This window comes from Maricaulis sp. (assembly GCF_017643475.1).
Lineage (GTDB): Bacteria > Pseudomonadota > Alphaproteobacteria > Caulobacterales > Maricaulaceae > Maricaulis.
In genome coordinates, this window is record NZ_JAEPNI010000001.1 from 833,467 (window position 1) to 848,167 (window position 14,701).

At 59.2% G+C, this 14,701-nt stretch carries 15 protein-coding genes and 1 riboswitch; of the genes, 9 read left to right on the forward strand and 6 right to left on the reverse strand.

All coding sequences use genetic code 11. The features are described from left to right. Positions 1 to 49: 49 nt before the first annotated feature. From JJ889_RS03935 to JJ889_RS03970, 8 genes are all read left to right on the forward strand, one after another. The gene (locus JJ889_RS03935; protein WP_291891660.1) at positions 50 to 1,291 is read left to right on the forward strand and encodes a membrane dipeptidase; all 1,242 of its coding nucleotides are present in this window, start codon (positions 50 to 52) and stop codon (positions 1,289 to 1,291) included. An 8-nt stretch (positions 1,292 to 1,299) separates the two neighbouring features. Beyond that, positions 1,300 to 1,926 (forward strand): hypothetical protein, encoded by a 627-nt coding sequence (locus tag JJ889_RS03940; protein WP_291891662.1) that lies wholly within the window; start codon positions 1,300 to 1,302, stop codon positions 1,924 to 1,926. Next, entirely contained in the window at positions 1,923 to 2,747 is an 825-nt protein-coding gene (locus JJ889_RS03945) for an MBL fold metallo-hydrolase (protein ID WP_291891664.1), read from the forward strand. The genes JJ889_RS03940 and JJ889_RS03945 overlap by 4 nt, the downstream gene beginning before the upstream one ends. 84 nt (positions 2,748 to 2,831) lie before the next feature. Further along, on the forward strand, positions 2,832 to 3,653 hold the full coding sequence (locus JJ889_RS03950) for an MBL fold metallo-hydrolase (RefSeq protein WP_291891666.1): 822 nt from the start codon (positions 2,832 to 2,834) through the stop codon (positions 3,651 to 3,653). 45 nt (positions 3,654 to 3,698) lie between these two features. Beyond that, positions 3,699 to 3,794, forward strand: a riboswitch (TPP riboswitch). Further along, positions 3,789 to 4,337, forward strand: coding sequence for a hypothetical protein (locus JJ889_RS03955; RefSeq protein WP_291891668.1), 549 nt, complete (start codon positions 3,789 to 3,791; stop codon positions 4,335 to 4,337). Its footprint overlaps the riboswitch before it by 6 nt. A 15-nt stretch (positions 4,338 to 4,352) precedes the next feature. Further along, positions 4,353 to 6,215 carry a phosphomethylpyrimidine synthase ThiC gene (thiC, locus tag JJ889_RS03960; RefSeq protein WP_291891670.1) on the forward strand — a complete coding sequence of 621 codons (1,863 nt, stop codon included), beginning with the start codon at positions 4,353 to 4,355 and terminating at the stop codon, positions 6,213 to 6,215. 44 nt (positions 6,216 to 6,259) lie between these two features. Next, positions 6,260 to 8,206, forward strand: a complete 1,947-nt coding sequence (locus JJ889_RS03965; RefSeq protein ID WP_291891671.1) for a hypothetical protein — start codon at positions 6,260 to 6,262, stop codon at positions 8,204 to 8,206. A 313-nt stretch (positions 8,207 to 8,519) separates the two neighbouring features. Continuing rightward, positions 8,520 to 8,669: a hypothetical protein gene (locus JJ889_RS03970; RefSeq protein ID WP_291891672.1), complete on the forward strand. Its 150-nt coding sequence runs from the start codon at positions 8,520 to 8,522 to the stop codon at positions 8,667 to 8,669. A gap of 108 nt (positions 8,670 to 8,777) precedes the next feature. Here the strand turns inward: JJ889_RS03970 and JJ889_RS03975 are convergent, their stop codons facing one another. After that, positions 8,778 to 9,629, reverse strand: a complete 852-nt coding sequence (locus JJ889_RS03975) for an HNH endonuclease signature motif containing protein (protein ID WP_291891674.1) — start codon at positions 9,627 to 9,629, stop codon at positions 8,778 to 8,780. 120 nt (positions 9,630 to 9,749) lie between these two features. Between JJ889_RS03975 and JJ889_RS03980 the strand changes: the two genes are divergently transcribed. Next, a complete protein-coding gene (locus JJ889_RS03980) occupies positions 9,750 to 9,986 on the forward strand; it encodes a hypothetical protein (protein WP_291891675.1) in 237 nt (78 codons plus the stop codon). A gap of 1,174 nt (positions 9,987 to 11,160) precedes the next feature. On the opposite strand, the gene JJ889_RS03985 is transcribed toward JJ889_RS03980, so the two are convergent. The 5 genes from JJ889_RS03985 to JJ889_RS04005 form a co-directional block, all read right to left on the reverse strand. Continuing rightward, positions 11,161 to 11,637 (reverse strand): helix-turn-helix transcriptional regulator, encoded by a 477-nt coding sequence (locus JJ889_RS03985; protein ID WP_291891676.1) that lies wholly within the window; start codon positions 11,635 to 11,637, stop codon positions 11,161 to 11,163. A 211-nt stretch (positions 11,638 to 11,848) separates the two neighbouring features. Further along, positions 11,849 to 12,625 (reverse strand): outer membrane beta-barrel protein, encoded by a 777-nt coding sequence (locus tag JJ889_RS03990; RefSeq protein WP_291891677.1) that lies wholly within the window; start codon positions 12,623 to 12,625, stop codon positions 11,849 to 11,851. Positions 12,626 to 12,816: 191 nt separating this feature from the next. Beyond that, positions 12,817 to 13,626: a 5'/3'-nucleotidase SurE gene (gene surE, locus JJ889_RS03995; protein WP_291891678.1), complete on the reverse strand. Its 810-nt coding sequence runs from the start codon at positions 13,624 to 13,626 to the stop codon at positions 12,817 to 12,819. Positions 13,627 to 13,790: 164 nt separating this feature from the next. Continuing rightward, complete coding sequence (locus JJ889_RS04000) at positions 13,791 to 14,096, reverse strand: hypothetical protein (RefSeq protein WP_291891679.1); 306 nt, start codon at positions 14,094 to 14,096, stop codon at positions 13,791 to 13,793. 169 nt (positions 14,097 to 14,265) lie between these two features. Then, on the reverse strand, positions 14,266 to 14,658 hold the full coding sequence (locus tag JJ889_RS04005; protein ID WP_291891680.1) for a DUF559 domain-containing protein: 393 nt from the start codon (positions 14,656 to 14,658) through the stop codon (positions 14,266 to 14,268). Positions 14,659 to 14,701 lie beyond the last annotated feature (43 nt).

Consider the following 14,701-nt stretch of genomic DNA (forward strand, 5'->3'; position numbering starts at 1 on the left):
GAGGCGTCAGGCTTTCTAGTCTGGCGCCTCAAGTCTTGTGGAGGGGACAATGCGTATTCTTATGGTGTCGGCTGCTGCTGCAGCACTTCTGGCGGGCTGCGGAGCCCAGAATTCCGGTGGTGGCGAGGAGACCGAGGCGGAGTTCCTGGCGCGGGCTGCCGAGATCCATGACCGCGTGCTGACCCTCGACACGCATGTTGATACCGGACCGGGTTTCGGTACGCCGGCACTCGATCCGGGTGGCCCAACCGACGCCCAGGTTGATCTGCCGAAAATGCGCGAGGGTGGCCTCGATGCTGCGTTCTTTATCGTCTATGTCGGTCAGGGTGATCTGACCGAGGAAGGATATGCGGAGGCCCACGCCGAAGCCGAGAACAAGTATGAGGGCATTCGCCTCATGCTGGAAAACCATCCCCACCAGATCAGTCTCGCCGTCACCGCGGACGAGGTCGAGGAGATCGCTGCGACCGGCCGCCGTGTTGCCCTGATCGGTATGGAGAATTCCTATCCGCTGGGCCCGTCGATCGAGGATGTGCCGATGTGGGCAGAGCGCGGTGTGCGCTACATGTCCATCACCCATTTCGGCAACAACCAGTTCGGCACCTCGTCCAATCCAAATCTGACGGCCGGTGATGACCCGGTCGATCGCGGTCTGACCGATCTGGGCCGCGCACTTGTCGCCGAGCTCAATGATTATGGCATCATGATCGACGTCTCCCATGTCGGTAAGGAAACCGGTCTCGAGGCGATCCGCATGTCCCGTGCTCCGGTGATGGGTTCGCACTCCGGGGTTCAGGGTGTCTATGCGCACCCACGCAATTTCGACGATGAACAGCTGCGCGCGATCCGCGACAATGGCGGTGTTGCCCAGATGGTCGCCTTCCGCGGTTACGTCCAGGCAATGGATGAAGGTCTTGCGACCGCTCGCAATGCGCTGATGGTCGAGCTTGGCCTCGATACCGCCGAGGGCCGCGCCAGTGCGTCCGCGGAGACCTTCACGGAGGCCCGTGCCCGGATGGCAGAACTGCAGAGCCAGTATCCTGATGTGACGATTTCCGACTTTGTAGACCATATCGATCATGCGGTCGCCGTGGCCGGTATCGATCATGTCGGGATCGCCTCGGACTTTGATGGCGGCGGCGGTGTCGGTGGCTGGGACGATGCCACGACCACACCGGCGGTCACGGCGGAACTCCTGCGTCGCGGCTATTCCGAAGAAGACATCGCCAAGATCTGGGGCCTTAACGTGCTTAGGGTGATGCGGGCGGTTGAGGCGGCTGCGGTTCACTAGGCAGCGAAATGTCTCTGCAAGTGGCAATCCAGTTTCAAGCCGAACTCAATCCGGCCGAGAAAGTCCTTTGGGCCGGAAAGCCCGACTGGCTTGTACTAGGGTGGTATCGAAGCGGTGGATCGCTCATGGCGCTATCGAGCTTGGCGATCATGGCCGTTATTGGGGCGTTTGGCTTTGCAAGATCGGCGCAGTCACCTGAATTTCAGGCAATGTACGGCGTTTCTGAGCAGATGGTGATATTGGGGCCTGTGGGTGTCGTGGTCTTTGCCATGGCGATCTTAACCCTCGCAGTCCTGGAGTTCCGAACTGCGAGAAATGTCCAGTATGCAGTAACGGATCAGCGCATTCTTATGATGGAAAGGGGCAGGCCGACACGCAGTATTGCCCCCGAGAAAATCCAGCGCCTCGATCTTAGTCCCGGCAAAAGACGCGGTAGTGTCCTGATTAATGCGGGCGGTACAAACCAGTGGGCTTTTCTGGGAGTCATTCCGGGGGTGAATGCATTGAGAGACTTGCTCAATCAGGCTGATGGACTCTACGGGATTGAAAACGCGAGCGGGGTCGAGGCGCTGATCCGCAAAGAATTTCTCGGACCGGCCAGCAGGGGCTTCCGTCATCATGAAGGGAGCAAATGATCTTGCTCGGTTCGATGTTTGTCGTCACGCTCTTTGGAGCGGCCCTCGCCCACCCCGTCGAAGGGGAGGCCACCACAGCCCAATTCCTCGCCAATGAGGCCATTCTGGTGTCGGCGGGGGAGACGAAAATCCTGTTCGACCCGCTGTTCACCCATTCCTATGGCTATCCACTGGTCGAGCCGGACACCAAGGCGCGCCTGATGGCGAGCGAGGGTGAGTTTGACGGCGTTGACGCGGTACTTGTCAGCCATGTGCATGGGGATCATTTCGACGCGCCGGAGATGAACGCCTATCTGGCCGCCCATGCCGAGGTGATCCTGGTTGCACCGCACCAGGCGCAGTTGGACATGCGCGCTGCAGCGGGTTGGCAGGAGGGCTTTGTTGAACGACTGCGCATTCTGCCCTTCACGGCCCAGCCCCAGGAGCTGGTGATTGCTGCGGATGACGTGGCCGACGCGATCCGGATCGAGGCGGTGCACATTCCCCATGCCGGCGGTCCCGGTCGCTCTCACATCCAGAACATGGTCTATCGCGTGACGCTGAACGGCGAGGCCACGGTGATGCATCTCGGCGATGCGACCCAGGACCCGCGTGACTACACCCCGCACCAGGCCCATTTCCAGGCGCACGAGACCCACAACGCCTTTCCGCCCTACTGGCTGATTGCGGACTGGGGTGGTGATCGTGTCCGCGCGACCCTCAATGCCGACCACGTCACCGGCATTCACGTGCCGATAAACGCGCCCATTTCCGTGCGTGCCAGCCGCGAGGACTTCTTCACCGAGGCGGGCGAGACGCGCGCTGTTCACGGTCACGACTAGTTGTAGCTATCACTGTCACCGGCTGATTGCCAAGACCGGTCGTGTTGGTCATGCTCGCCTTGAGTGCCGGGGGGAGATCAATTGATGATACACTGCCCAACCCTGGCGGCTGCGCTGTTGAGCGCGGCGATGGCGCACCCGGTCGCAGGTGATGATGCGACGGCCCATTTCCTGGCCAATGAAGCCGTGCTGGTGACAGCTGGCGAGACCCGGATCCTGTTTGATCCGCTGTATATCCATTTCAACGGCATCCAGCCGATCCCGCGCCGTATCAAGCGCCGCCTGATGGCAGGCGAGGACGAGTTCGAAGGCGTTGATGTCGTCTTTGTCAGCCATATCCATGACGATCATTTCGATGCCGAGGCAATGCTCCGCTACATGCGCCGTCATCCGGCTGTCGTGCTGGTTGCCCCGTCCCAGGCCCGGCCGATGATGGAGACCGAGCGCGACTGGGACGACGGCCTGGCTGATCGCATCGTGGCGTTGCCCTTCATTGTAGAACCCATGGGATTTGTCGTCGCCACGCCGGAAGACCCGCGGGCGCTGGTCATCGAGGCGGTCTATGTGCCCCATGCCGGCGGATCCAACTGGGCCAGCGTCCAGAACATGGTCTATCGCGTCACGCTGAACGGCGAGATCACGGTGATGCATCTCGGCGATGCGACGCCGGATGAAGCGATCTACGAGACCCATCAAGAGCATTTCCAGGCCGTGCGGACCGATCACGCTTTCCCGCCTTTCTGGCTGGTCACGGAATGGGGTGGCGACGTGCTGCGCGAGCGGATCAATGCAGAGTCGCTCACCGGCATCCATCTCGGCCCTTTCCCACCGGTTGCGGTTCGCGCCAGCGACGAGGATTTCTTCACCGAGCCGGGCGAGACGCGGGATCTTCACGCGCATGAGTGAGCTGACCTTGCCAAATCACCGGCGCGCGTCCATTTTCGCCAGCAATTGAGTTCCGAGGGGTGCCCCGCATGCGGGTGCTGAGAAAGACCCTTAGGACCGGATCCGGGTCATGCCGGCGTCGGGACGGAGCAGGAAATGAGCGACCAGACCACCGCGCACACAAAAGCCCGTTTGAGGGCAGCGATCAGCGAGTTTGACGGCAAGGCGATGAGCCTGTTGTGCGAGGCGAAAGTCCAGCTGCGTGATGCGCCCGGTTTCTGGGACGCGCTTTACGACCTTGTCGATGACGATGAACCGCTGATCCAGGCCGGCTCGACCTGGCTGGTCCAGCAGAGCCTGAAATGCGGTGACCTGATCCTGGCCGACATCGCCACCGCGATCTCGCCCCGGCTGGGCCGGCTGACCCATTGGGGCGCCGTTTTGCACATTTTGCAGGCGCTGGACGCCTATGACCGTCCGCTGCCGGAAGGACCGAAACTGGCGCGGTTTGCGCAATCCTACATCACCCACGCGCGCCCCTTTGTGCGCGCCTGGGCGGTCAATGCGCTGTGCGTGCTGGCCATCCACCATCCCGAATTCCGCGCGGCGGCTGAAACCGCACGCAATGACGCCCTCAATGACACCGCCGCCTCGGTGCGGGCCCGTGCGCGCAAGGCGCCGGGTCATGCCCCAGCCACGGCCTGAAACAGGAGACACCCCATGAACAAGCCAACTGACCAAGCCTCCTTCGAGACGCCGGAAGTGACCACCGGGCCGCTGCCGGGTTCGCGGCGTGTCTATACCTCGCCGAGCACGGCGCCGGGGCTGAAAGTCCCGCATCGCGAGATCGACCTGCACCCGACCGCCAACGAGCCGCCGGTGCGGGTCTATGACACGTCGGGCCCTTATTCCGATCCAAACGCCACCATCAATGTCGAGACCGGCCTGCCGCGGCATCGCCTGGACTGGTACAAGGACCGCCAGGTGGAACAGTATGAAGGCCGCCCGCTTTCGCCGCTGGATAATGGCGGGGCGACCGGTAAATACCTGGCCCGCGAATTCCCGACCCAGCACCAGCCCCTCAAGGGCACGGACGGCCAGCCGCTGACGCAATACGAATTTGCCCGCGCCGGTATCATCACGCCGGAGATGGTCTATGTCGCCGAGCGCGAGAACCTGGGCCGCAAGCAGGCGGTTGAGGGCGCGAGGGAGCGCATGGCCGATGGCGAGAGCTTTGGCGCCTCCATCCCCGAACACGTGACGCCGGAATTTGTCCGCGACGAGATCGCCCGCGGCCGCGCCATCATCCCGGCCAATATCAACCACCCGGAACTCGAGCCGATGATTATCGGTCGCAATTTCCTGACCAAGATCAACGCCAATATCGGCAACAGCGCCGTGGCCTCCTCGGTCGAGGAAGAGGTGGAGAAAATGGTCTGGGCCATCCGCTGGGGTGGCGACACGGTGATGGACCTGTCCACCGGCAAGAACATCCACAACACGCGTGAATGGATCCTGCGCAATTCGCCGGTGCCGATCGGTACCGTGCCGATCTACCAGGCGCTGGAAAAGGTCAATGGCATTGCCGAAGACCTGACCTGGGAGGTGTTCCGCGACACGCTGATCGAACAGGCCGAACAGGGCGTGGACTATTTCACCATCCATGCCGGCGTGCGCCTGGCTTATGTCCCGCTGACCGCAGACCGTGTCACCGGCATCGTCTCGCGCGGCGGCTCCATCATGGCGAAATGGTGCCTGGCGCACCACAAGGAGAGCTTCCTCTACACGCATTTCGAGGAAATCTGCGACATCATGCGTGCCTATGACGTCTCCTTCTCGCTGGGCGATGGCCTGCGTCCGGGCTCGATTGCCGACGCCAATGACCGCGCGCAGTTCGCCGAGCTGGAAACCCTGGGCGAGCTGACCAAGATCGCCTGGGAAAAAGGCTGCCAGGTCATGATCGAAGGGCCGGGCCATGTGGCCATGCACAAGATCAAGGAAAACATGGATAAACAGCTCAAGGAGTGCCACGAGGCGCCCTTCTACACGCTGGGGCCGCTGACCACGGATATCGCGCCGGGTTATGACCACATCACCTCGGGCATCGGTGCCGCGATGATCGGCTGGTTCGGCTGTGCGATGCTGTGTTACGTGACGCCCAAGGAACATCTGGGCCTGCCCGACCGTGATGACGTGAAAGTCGGCGTCGTCACCTACAAGATCGCCGCCCACGCCGGAGACCTGGCCAAGGGCCACCCCGCCGCCAAGATCCGCGACGACGCCCTGTCACGCGCCCGCTTCGAATTCCGCTGGGAAGACCAGTTCAACCTGGCCCTGGACCCGGAAACCGCCCGCGATTTCCACGACCAGACCCTGCCCAAGGACGCCCACAAGGTGGCGCACTTCTGCTCCATGTGCGGGCCTAAGTTCTGCTCGATGGAGATTACGCGGGAGATCCGCGACACGTTTGGGAGTGCCCGGGCCTCGAACGAGATGACCGAGGCCGAGCGCGGCCTGGCCGAGAAGGCGGCGGAGTTCCGCGAGAAGGGGTCTGAGATTTATCTAGAGACAAAAACCCGCTAACTTCCGGGCGCACGTATTTCCTCAACAGCTTAAGGTTGCACGTCATGACCTTTGAAATCGACCCCCTGCTTGCGAAGCAATCTCTCACTGACGAGGTTGCTCAGAATGCGATCAAGAGGGAAATCACCAACATTCTGGACTCTTATGTTGGTTGGTTTGACCCATTTGCGGAGCTGATCCAAAACGCATTGGATTCCATCGATGAGCGGATGTCTCAAGACGGAACGAACGATGGCTTGGTTCGTGTCGTTATCGACCTCGGAGCAAATACCTTGACCGTGACCGACAATGGGACCGGACTTAGCAAAGATAAATTTGAGAAGTTCCTTGCTCCAAGCTTCTCGTTCAAATCGGGTGCTACCCGTGGACACAAAGGCGTAGGCGCAACCTACTTAGCGTACGGCTTCAACGATATTCAGGTCGCTACTCGGCATACTGAATTTGAAGCATGCGGGCGAATGATAGGTGCGAGGAACTGGCTTCTGGACCGAAGCCCATCCGGAAACCCGAAGCTCCGCACTGACCACGATGGGGCCATAGACGATGCGTTTGGTTCGTATCAAAACGGGGTGAGCGTGACAGTTTCATTCGATAAAACAACAAAGCCGTCGAAATTGTCCTGGTTACAGGCGAAGACCGCATCCCAATGGGCCAAGATACTATCGGTCAAAACCGGTTTGGGGTGCATTCCGCAGCGCGATGACTTGAAGGCCGTTATTGTCACAAGAACCGCTGAAGGTGCCGAGACCAACGAAGAGATCAACGGCTTGTCGTACTTCTGGCCGCATCAAGCGCTACGGAAGTCGAAGAGCATTGGAGAGTTGCTCGACAAGCAAGCTAGTCTCCTAAAAAAACATGGCCCCGTATTCCAGATGCCATCGAATATGCGAAACCTGGACGCCGTGTATTTTTCGGGTGGAATTGACGAAATCGAAGCGCAAATCGAACTTCAAGATGACGAGCGCGACTTTATTAGGAGGCACAATCTCTATATGTATTCGTGTTTCGTTTATTCTGCAAAAGTTTGGGCCAAGATAAACGAAAAGATGTCTATTCGTGCCGGTCAAGCTGTATTGAGTCACGGGATACAAGTTGCGGCGAACAACATGCCGCAAGGGGAAATGTTTCAGGTCCCACTAACGAAGAACATTGGTCGCCAGCGTCAATTGCATTTCGTTTTTCACGTCGAGAACGTTCGATCCGATCTGGGACGAAAGGGCTTCCAGAAGGACATAGTCGATTTTCTTCAAACGTTCGCCGCTCGCTTTTTTCGGTCGGCTTTCCAGAAACATCAGCGTTTGATGAAGGCGGCGACTGGCACACAGGTTGATCTAGACAGATCACAACAAGTAGATGATTGGAAAAAGGAATTTGAAGAGCACGAGCGAGGGCATCCCCTAGATTTGGTGCATGAAGCGTTCTTCCTTCCAAAGCGGCATATATCAATCACCTCGATACCCACGCGTGAACAAGACGTTATCGCGTTGTTCAATCAATTGGTGGCGGGCGGAGTTATTCGAGGCATTGAAATTATGTCCACGAACGAGCGCTTCACCTATGATGGCATGTTCCGGATTGTGTTCGGATCGAACGAAGAGCAAATGCTCTACAACGCCGACGATAATCCACTTGGTGTAGACGATGAGAATTGGAAGCCGGAGTTCCGAAGCGGGCCAAAAATTCTTGAGTACAAATTCGATCTCGATGGACTGATTGAGGACATCGAATCTGATGTAAAAAACACGAACGACATTGATTTGGTTGTCGTGTGGTCTGTTGGTGACGAATACCTGGCCAATTACCAAATCATCTCGTTGATCGATGACGAAAATGTGGGCGACAGGCAGTATCACGGCGTGACGCATACCGTTCATTCTGCGGGACACGGCCAAAAAGAATTTGATTTGATAGTACTCGAGGATTTGATCGGATACCTGAATAATCCTGTTCATGAAGTAGCGCGACAACGAGCGAAATACGACGAAGTTTGACCCTGCTGCACGGATCTGCAGACAAAAAACAGGACCAAAAAACAGGGACACACACCATTTTCCCCGGGGCGCGTCCCACCACCCCATAAACCTCATGCCGAGACGCGGCCGTATTGAACTCTTGCGGTCAAGGGCGCGTTGCGCCGCTTCGCGGTTTCACCCTTGACCGCAAGAGTTCAATACGGCGACCTGCTGGCAAGAGATTTAAGGGACGTCTCAGGTTTCATGAAGCAATTCGGAAAGCTTCCATCCTTTGTCGGCTCCCTGATAGCGTCGCTAGGCGAGAAAACTGACGACCGGGCGGAGAATTGAAGTGGGCGTCACCATCCATTTTGAAGGCCGGTTGAAATCCGAACGCCATCTGCTTGCGCTTGTCGATCACGTCGAGCGCGTCGCGTCGGGGCGGGGTTGGCGCGCCGCCCGCATCGATCGGGAGCAGTGGAAAAACAGGGACACTTACTAATTATTCGTCTCCCCAAGCCTCTCTTATAAATTCGATGCCGAGACCCCGCCGTATTGAAGCCCCCTGCGCGGAGGTATCTGGGGTAGGCGTGAGCCGGCTTCGCAGGGCTCAATCCATCCTGTCATTGTTGATGATATTCAGGAGCTCATCGCGCATCTGAAGGCTGTTAGCGCCGAAGTGGGCTTCTTTGTGATCATTCGGGCAAATTGCGATAACATTGGTGATGTCGTCGGGGCCGCCCTCCGAGAGTGGAATGATGTGGTGGGTTTCGAGATAGCGTCGTCCATTCGGCATTTTGAAGCCTGGAGCACCGCACTTCCGGCATGCCCCATCGGCGAGCTCTAAAGCGCGCATGCGAACAGCCCGATCTCTCTTGAACGCATAGACAGTGTTCTCGTACTTCTCTGGAGGGCCGGAGTTTGGAGGCAGATCGAATTGATCCAGATACTCGCCCTTAGCGTCCCCTCTAACAACCGTATGTTGCCCTGTCGCGAAGTCATATGAGGCGATGCGCCAAACCTCCGGGTCCAATCCACGACGTTTCGGCTTCGAGGCTGAGGCGTTGGGATCCCGACTGGCTCTCATCTCTCCATCCAGAAAAATCACCCGAACCGGAAGTTGTTGCCTCGCCGCGCGGCTGACTATCCGGTCTAATCTTTCGGCTCGTTTGCCCCAGTCAGCCGCACGACTATTGGCTTGCCAGAACGCAGCGTCGGCGCGAAAATTGTTTGACTGGGACACGATATCGCCGCGGATGTCGGTGTTCTGCACCCATAAGTTCAGAACGGCCATTTCTCCGGGAATCTCATATCCCCATTCGTAACAGTACTTGGGGTTCGCTGCTGCCCAACGTGGTCCGCGACTGTAGTTTCCCCAGTCAGATGTATCGAAGCCCAAATCGATTAGAAGGGACATCGTTGTTGGCTTGTTCGACGGTCGCAAATCTTGAAGAGTCGTCATGCGTTGCTCAAAAATTGTGTGGACCTAAACTTGTAGTGAGTATTGCGCGCGCCTTAAACCCCTAGGGGAGCGGGAATTCAATACGGCCCGTGCTGGCACGAAGTTTAAGGGGAGGCAGGTGTGCAAACACAGCTGGAACGCCAATTCCATCAGGCAATGCTCAAAGCCTACCAGGACGCTAAAGCGATCGGGTATAATGCGACAGTCTTCGTTCAGATGTTACAGGACAGGGGCGGATTGGAAACGGCGAAGGTTTTGATCAGTTCCTCCAAGCCTTCTGATGGCTACACCGCCCTTTATGAGCGGGGTCATCTTGAGTTGACTGTCGAGGCGATTGTTATTGACGATCCAAGGTGAAACGACCTGTTCACCCGAAAAGAACTGACCAAAGCGCGAAAGCGATTGTCTGACTACGGTTACACGCGGTGAAGTAGGCCGTGTACTGCTCCAGAAAGCACCTGCTCCTGAAACACCATGTCCTTCGAACTGGGCCCCGATCTTCATCGGGGTGACGGTGTTTGGGGCGCCTTTCCCGCTGTAGTCACAGCCCCTACGGGCTCCTCCGCTTGCGGGGGAGCTGTCCGGGCGCTCGTAGAGCGGCCGGGCTGAGGGGGAGCGCTGTTGGTGTTTTATCCGGAACATTCTGTCCCCCTCCGTCCTTCTTCGCAAAGGCTGCGAAGGACACCTCCCCCGCAAGCGGGGGAGGCCGGGAAGCGCCCCTTCGACCTCGCCTTCGCCTTTGGCTACGGCGAGCCCACTTCCCCGCGAGCGGGGAAGATATCCACGCTGCTCAAATCTGCCCCATACTCTCCCTCGATCCACGTCGTGGGAGGCGAGAGCTCAGTCTTTTCGGGCATGGATGTACGGGACGCGTCTGCCGACCCTGCGGGGTCATCAGGACATGGCAGACAGCAGCCCCGTGTGCGGGAGGTCCCTAACCCCTGCTATTGCATAAATATCCGGTTTAATCGGTCTCCCGCATGCCTCTCACTCCAGATCGCGAGATCGTGGAGATTTTGGTGCTTCCCCCTCATCGCCCTTCTTCGCCAAGGCTACGAAGGGCACTTCTCCCCCGAGGGAGAAGGATAACTCCGAGGCATCCCTCTCCCCACGGGGAGAGGACGAGCGAAGCGAGGGTGAGGGGGCTTTGCCCTTGCTCCCGGCCGCCGTCGTGCTAGCTTTTCTATCAACGCTAACAGACGAGAGGAGGTGATCCGATGATCAGTGGTTTTAAAGGTTGCGGTCTTGGATCGAAATCAGGTGCGGCGGTAAAGGCAGCCCTTTTCCTCTGACGTGATTTCACGGGTCCCGCGTTTCACGCGAGCGGATCGGGGTGACCTGATCCGGGCCGTTCAAGGCCGGACCGAGCAACCGCGAATATGGACCGCCAGGCTTTCGGGTCTGGCGGTCTTTTTGTGCCGGGTGATCCGTGTCTCCCGACGAGGATTGCCGGTCGAGCCTGTCCCTGGTCACTCCGCTCGGCCGCATTCGACCAGCCGTCGCTACGGGCCTTGCCGACGAGAGAGGGGCGCTAGTCCTCTTTCTTGTCGCTCTCGCTGAAGCCGCCAAGATTGGCAAAGGCATAGGTCGCCAGGAAGCCGCCGCCGGTCAGGGCGACAACGGGCAGGAGCTCGGGATCCCAGCCGGCGAAGGCCTGCATGAGGGCCATCCAGCTGATCACCAGCACATAGATGGCGCCGCCCAGCAGAAGGCGCTTGGCGGTTGTGGTGAGGACCGGGCTGGTCGGCTCGGCGGCCGGGGTCGAGGTCGGGGTGTTCGATGCGAGGGTGTCATTGGCAGGCATGTCCGGGGTCTCCATGTCGGTTTCGATGCGTTGACGCAATTCGGCATGGGAGAGTTCGAAACTGGCGGCCAGGGCGCGCAAGCTTTCCAGGCTGGGCATGTCACCGCGTTCGGCGCGCTGGATCGTGCGCTCACTCAACCCGCTGATGGTTGCGAGTTGTTCCTGCGACCAGCCTTTTTCAAGGCGCAGCGATTTCAGTCCCATGCGTCTGCTCTCTCATGCAATTGCCCGGCGAGAATTACGGCCAGGCCCGCCTGTCGACCACGACAGGCACCCGACAGGAAACTGACAATGACAGATCAAGAAATCAATAATCGGAGGCTGGGCCTGGGGTTTTGGCCGGGGTTCACGCAAAAAGGCCTGGCGCGAACGCCAGGCCTTGCGGGGAGGATCGCCGGGGCGATCGGGCAGATGTCTAGAAGTGGAAACGGATGCCCGCTTCCAGCACATGGGAATTGTTCTCGATGTCCAGCGAGGTCGGGAAGAGGCTGGCATTGGTGCCGACATCACCGGTCATGCGATAGCGATAGCCACCAAAGGCTTCGGTCTTGTCAGACAGCGGGAAGCTCGCGCCGAACATCAGCTGGAACAGGGATACGGTTTCGCTGTCATCGATGATGACGACACCGGACGGGGAGAAGTCGACGGACACGTCCGCCAGCCCGACACCGGCACCGGCATAGAAGTCCAGCGGCGCATCATCAAAATCGAAATCATAGTACAGGTTGAGTGCATAGGCGGTCGTGGTCACGTCGCCCTGGCCGTCAGCGACGAGGTCGGCAATCGTTACGCCGAGCGGTGCAGACCCGGTAATCAGCGCGGCGGCATCCGCGCCGCCCAGCGCGCCACCACCAGCGGTCACATCGGCATGGCCGTCCACATCATTGCTGGAGTAGGAAATTTCGATCTCGCCCCGCAGCTTGTCGTTGAACCGGTAGCCGTAGGCACCTGCGAGGAAGAGGCCGTTGTCGAACTCGGTCGACCAGCCGATTTCCGTGCCACTGGCGAGCACCGTGCCGGCCGGAACGGCGACGCCGTCACCGGTCGTGAATGCACGAGTCAGGGCGCCTCTATTGTCGCTGTCCTTGAGCAGGCTGAAACCGGCAGAGCCGGACACGTAGGACTGGGCAGAGGCGCCGGCTGCCGTGATCAGGGCGAGCGCGGAAGCGGCGAGGAGACGATTGAATACCATGAAAACTACTCCGTAAGGTGAGGTTTGATGCTCTCTTTACGGGCGGGGCAGTCGATTGGATTTGCACCGTTATTACTTTTTATTTTTGCTTGAATCGTAGCTCTTACGCGCTATTTGGACCCGGTCGAGCAGCAGTTTGTTGAAGCGTTTCACGCGAGAAAGCCATTCGAGCTCTGTTGCGGCATCGGGTCCTACTGCGCGCGGTCGAAATGCTCCACGACCAGCGGGGTGATCGAGATGGCGCCCTGGGCGATCGCGGCCATGTCGGTGCCGTCGCCGGGATCGCCTTCAAACCGGTAACCCCAACGTGCCGTGCCTGAACGCAGGCCGGTTTCCACCGTCAGTGGCTGGGCGTTGCGGTCAAAGATTTCCAGCCGCACATCAGCCGGGCGGGTGATGAGAGCCGGGCTGTCCGCATCAAGGTCGGTCGCGGGCATGTTGATGTTGTAATAGACCGGGTTCGCATCGCCGGGCATTTGCGCCACAAAGGCAGCCACCCATTCCGCAGCCCCGTCCAGGTCGCGACCGTCAGCACGATCAAGCGAAACTGCCAGCGCAGAAATGCCGTACAGGCTGGCGGTGCGCGCGGCGCCGACCGTGCCGGAATAATGGTGCGACTGTCCGTCATTCATCCCCGCATTGATGCCGGAGATGACGAGGTCGGGCTGACGGCCATAATGACGTTCGGCCAGGTCGATTCCGAAATGCGTGGACACGGAGGGCGTGGCGTTGATCCAGTAGGAAATGTCGGCGCCGTCAAATTCGAACTCCGACCATTCCGCCTCGGCGCGCAGATTGCCCAGCGAGGTTGATGTCCCGCTCTGATTGCTCTGGGGTGCGACGATGATGACATCAGCCTGGGCATTGAGGGCCGAGGCGAGGGCGCGCAGATCGGGGCTTTGATAGCCATCATCATTGGTGATCAGGATGAGCGGTTGGGCGGCGATGCTGGTCGTGCCGGCGAGCAGTGTGAGTGTAGCGAATGCAAGGGTCCGGATCATGTCGGGCTCCGTTTCGGATTTGGCGTGATGCTAGTCTGCTTGTCCGCTCCGGCTCAATATGTGGCTGATTTAACCTTCCGCAATATGAAAGGGGCGCCAATGAAAAGGGCGACGGTCAATACCGTCGCCCCATGAGGATTAAGACAGACGAGAATGTCCGGACCCTATTCTTCTGCGCCTTCGTCTTCTTCAGCTTCGCCTTCGTCTTCTTCAGCGACGCTCTGTTCCTGCATGGCGTCGTCAGCCATGTCTTCCCCGGGCATGTCTTCCCCGGGCATGTCTTCTTCAGGAATGTCCTCCGCGGCGGTGTCTTCGGCCACGGCGTCTTCGCTCGCGGCTTGCTCCGAAGCCATTTCCTCGGTGACAGCCTCCTCACTCGGCCCGGCGGCCGGTTCTTCGACGGCGAATTGAGTTTTGTAGGCGATGGCACCCGCCAGCGCGGCGAGCATTATAAAAGCGATTACACGCATGGCAGTAAGTCCCCCCAGACGCAGCCAATATGAACACGTTGTAATGTTAGCGATGCCCGCGACCAATTGCACACGACTACGCCTGAGAGGGGATTGTCGGGCAGTCCTTACAGGCTTAGGTCATCGGCCTTTGAGGCCGGGACCAGGTCGAAAGGTTGGCCGGAACGCCTTAGCAATGGCTGCTGTCATTGACCGCGGCGGGCATGTCGGTGATCGGGTCGCGCCAGCCCAGGGCCTGGCGGATGAAATCGAGCAGGAGATCGACCCCGCGACGTAAATCCTGCTCCCACAGGTGTAGGACCAGATACCCCGCCTCCTCAAGCTCGGCGATGCGTCGTTCGTCCAGCAGGGCCGGGTCTGCGCCGTTTGTGGGATGGATGTCGATGAGGAGCTTGGCGCTCTCGCAGCAAAAATCGACGTCGTGTCCGACAATGCTGGCGCCCCTGACGAAGCGGTGACCATCCAGCTGGCCGGATTTCAGGCGCGACCAGAGTTCGTCGCGCATTTGTTCGAATTCAGCTTGGGCCGCCGAAACCAGCGGACCGGAAATAGTCTGACCCATGACATGCTCCTGCGTCTGGGAGGGGAAGGCAGGAATATTCTTG

Coding starts and splice junctions, on each gene's coding strand:
- JJ889_RS03935 (WP_291891660.1), top strand. CDS start 50: ATGCGTATTCTTATGGTGTCGGCTGCTGCTGCAGCACTTCTGGCGGGC.
- JJ889_RS03940 (WP_291891662.1), top strand. CDS start 1,300: ATGTCTCTGCAAGTGGCAATCCAGTTTCAAGCCGAACTCAATCCGGCC.
- JJ889_RS03945 (WP_291891664.1), top strand. CDS start 1,923: ATGATCTTGCTCGGTTCGATGTTTGTCGTCACGCTCTTTGGAGCGGCC.
- JJ889_RS03950 (WP_291891666.1), top strand. CDS start 2,832: ATGATACACTGCCCAACCCTGGCGGCTGCGCTGTTGAGCGCGGCGATG.
- JJ889_RS03955 (WP_291891668.1), top strand. CDS start 3,789: ATGAGCGACCAGACCACCGCGCACACAAAAGCCCGTTTGAGGGCAGCG.
- thiC (WP_291891670.1), top strand. CDS start 4,353: ATGAACAAGCCAACTGACCAAGCCTCCTTCGAGACGCCGGAAGTGACC.
- JJ889_RS03965 (WP_291891671.1), top strand. CDS start 6,260: ATGACCTTTGAAATCGACCCCCTGCTTGCGAAGCAATCTCTCACTGAC.
- JJ889_RS03975 (WP_291891674.1), bottom strand. CDS start 9,629: ATGACGACTCTTCAAGATTTGCGACCGTCGAACAAGCCAACAACGATG.
- JJ889_RS03985 (WP_291891676.1), bottom strand. CDS start 11,637: ATGGGACTGAAATCGCTGCGCCTTGAAAAAGGCTGGTCGCAGGAACAA.
- JJ889_RS03990 (WP_291891677.1), bottom strand. CDS start 12,625: ATGGTATTCAATCGTCTCCTCGCCGCTTCCGCGCTCGCCCTGATCACG.
- surE (WP_291891678.1), bottom strand. CDS start 13,626: ATGATCCGGACCCTTGCATTCGCTACACTCACACTGCTCGCCGGCACG.
- JJ889_RS04000 (WP_291891679.1), bottom strand. CDS start 14,096: ATGCGTGTAATCGCTTTTATAATGCTCGCCGCGCTGGCGGGTGCCATC.
- JJ889_RS04005 (WP_291891680.1), bottom strand. CDS start 14,658: ATGGGTCAGACTATTTCCGGTCCGCTGGTTTCGGCGGCCCAAGCTGAA.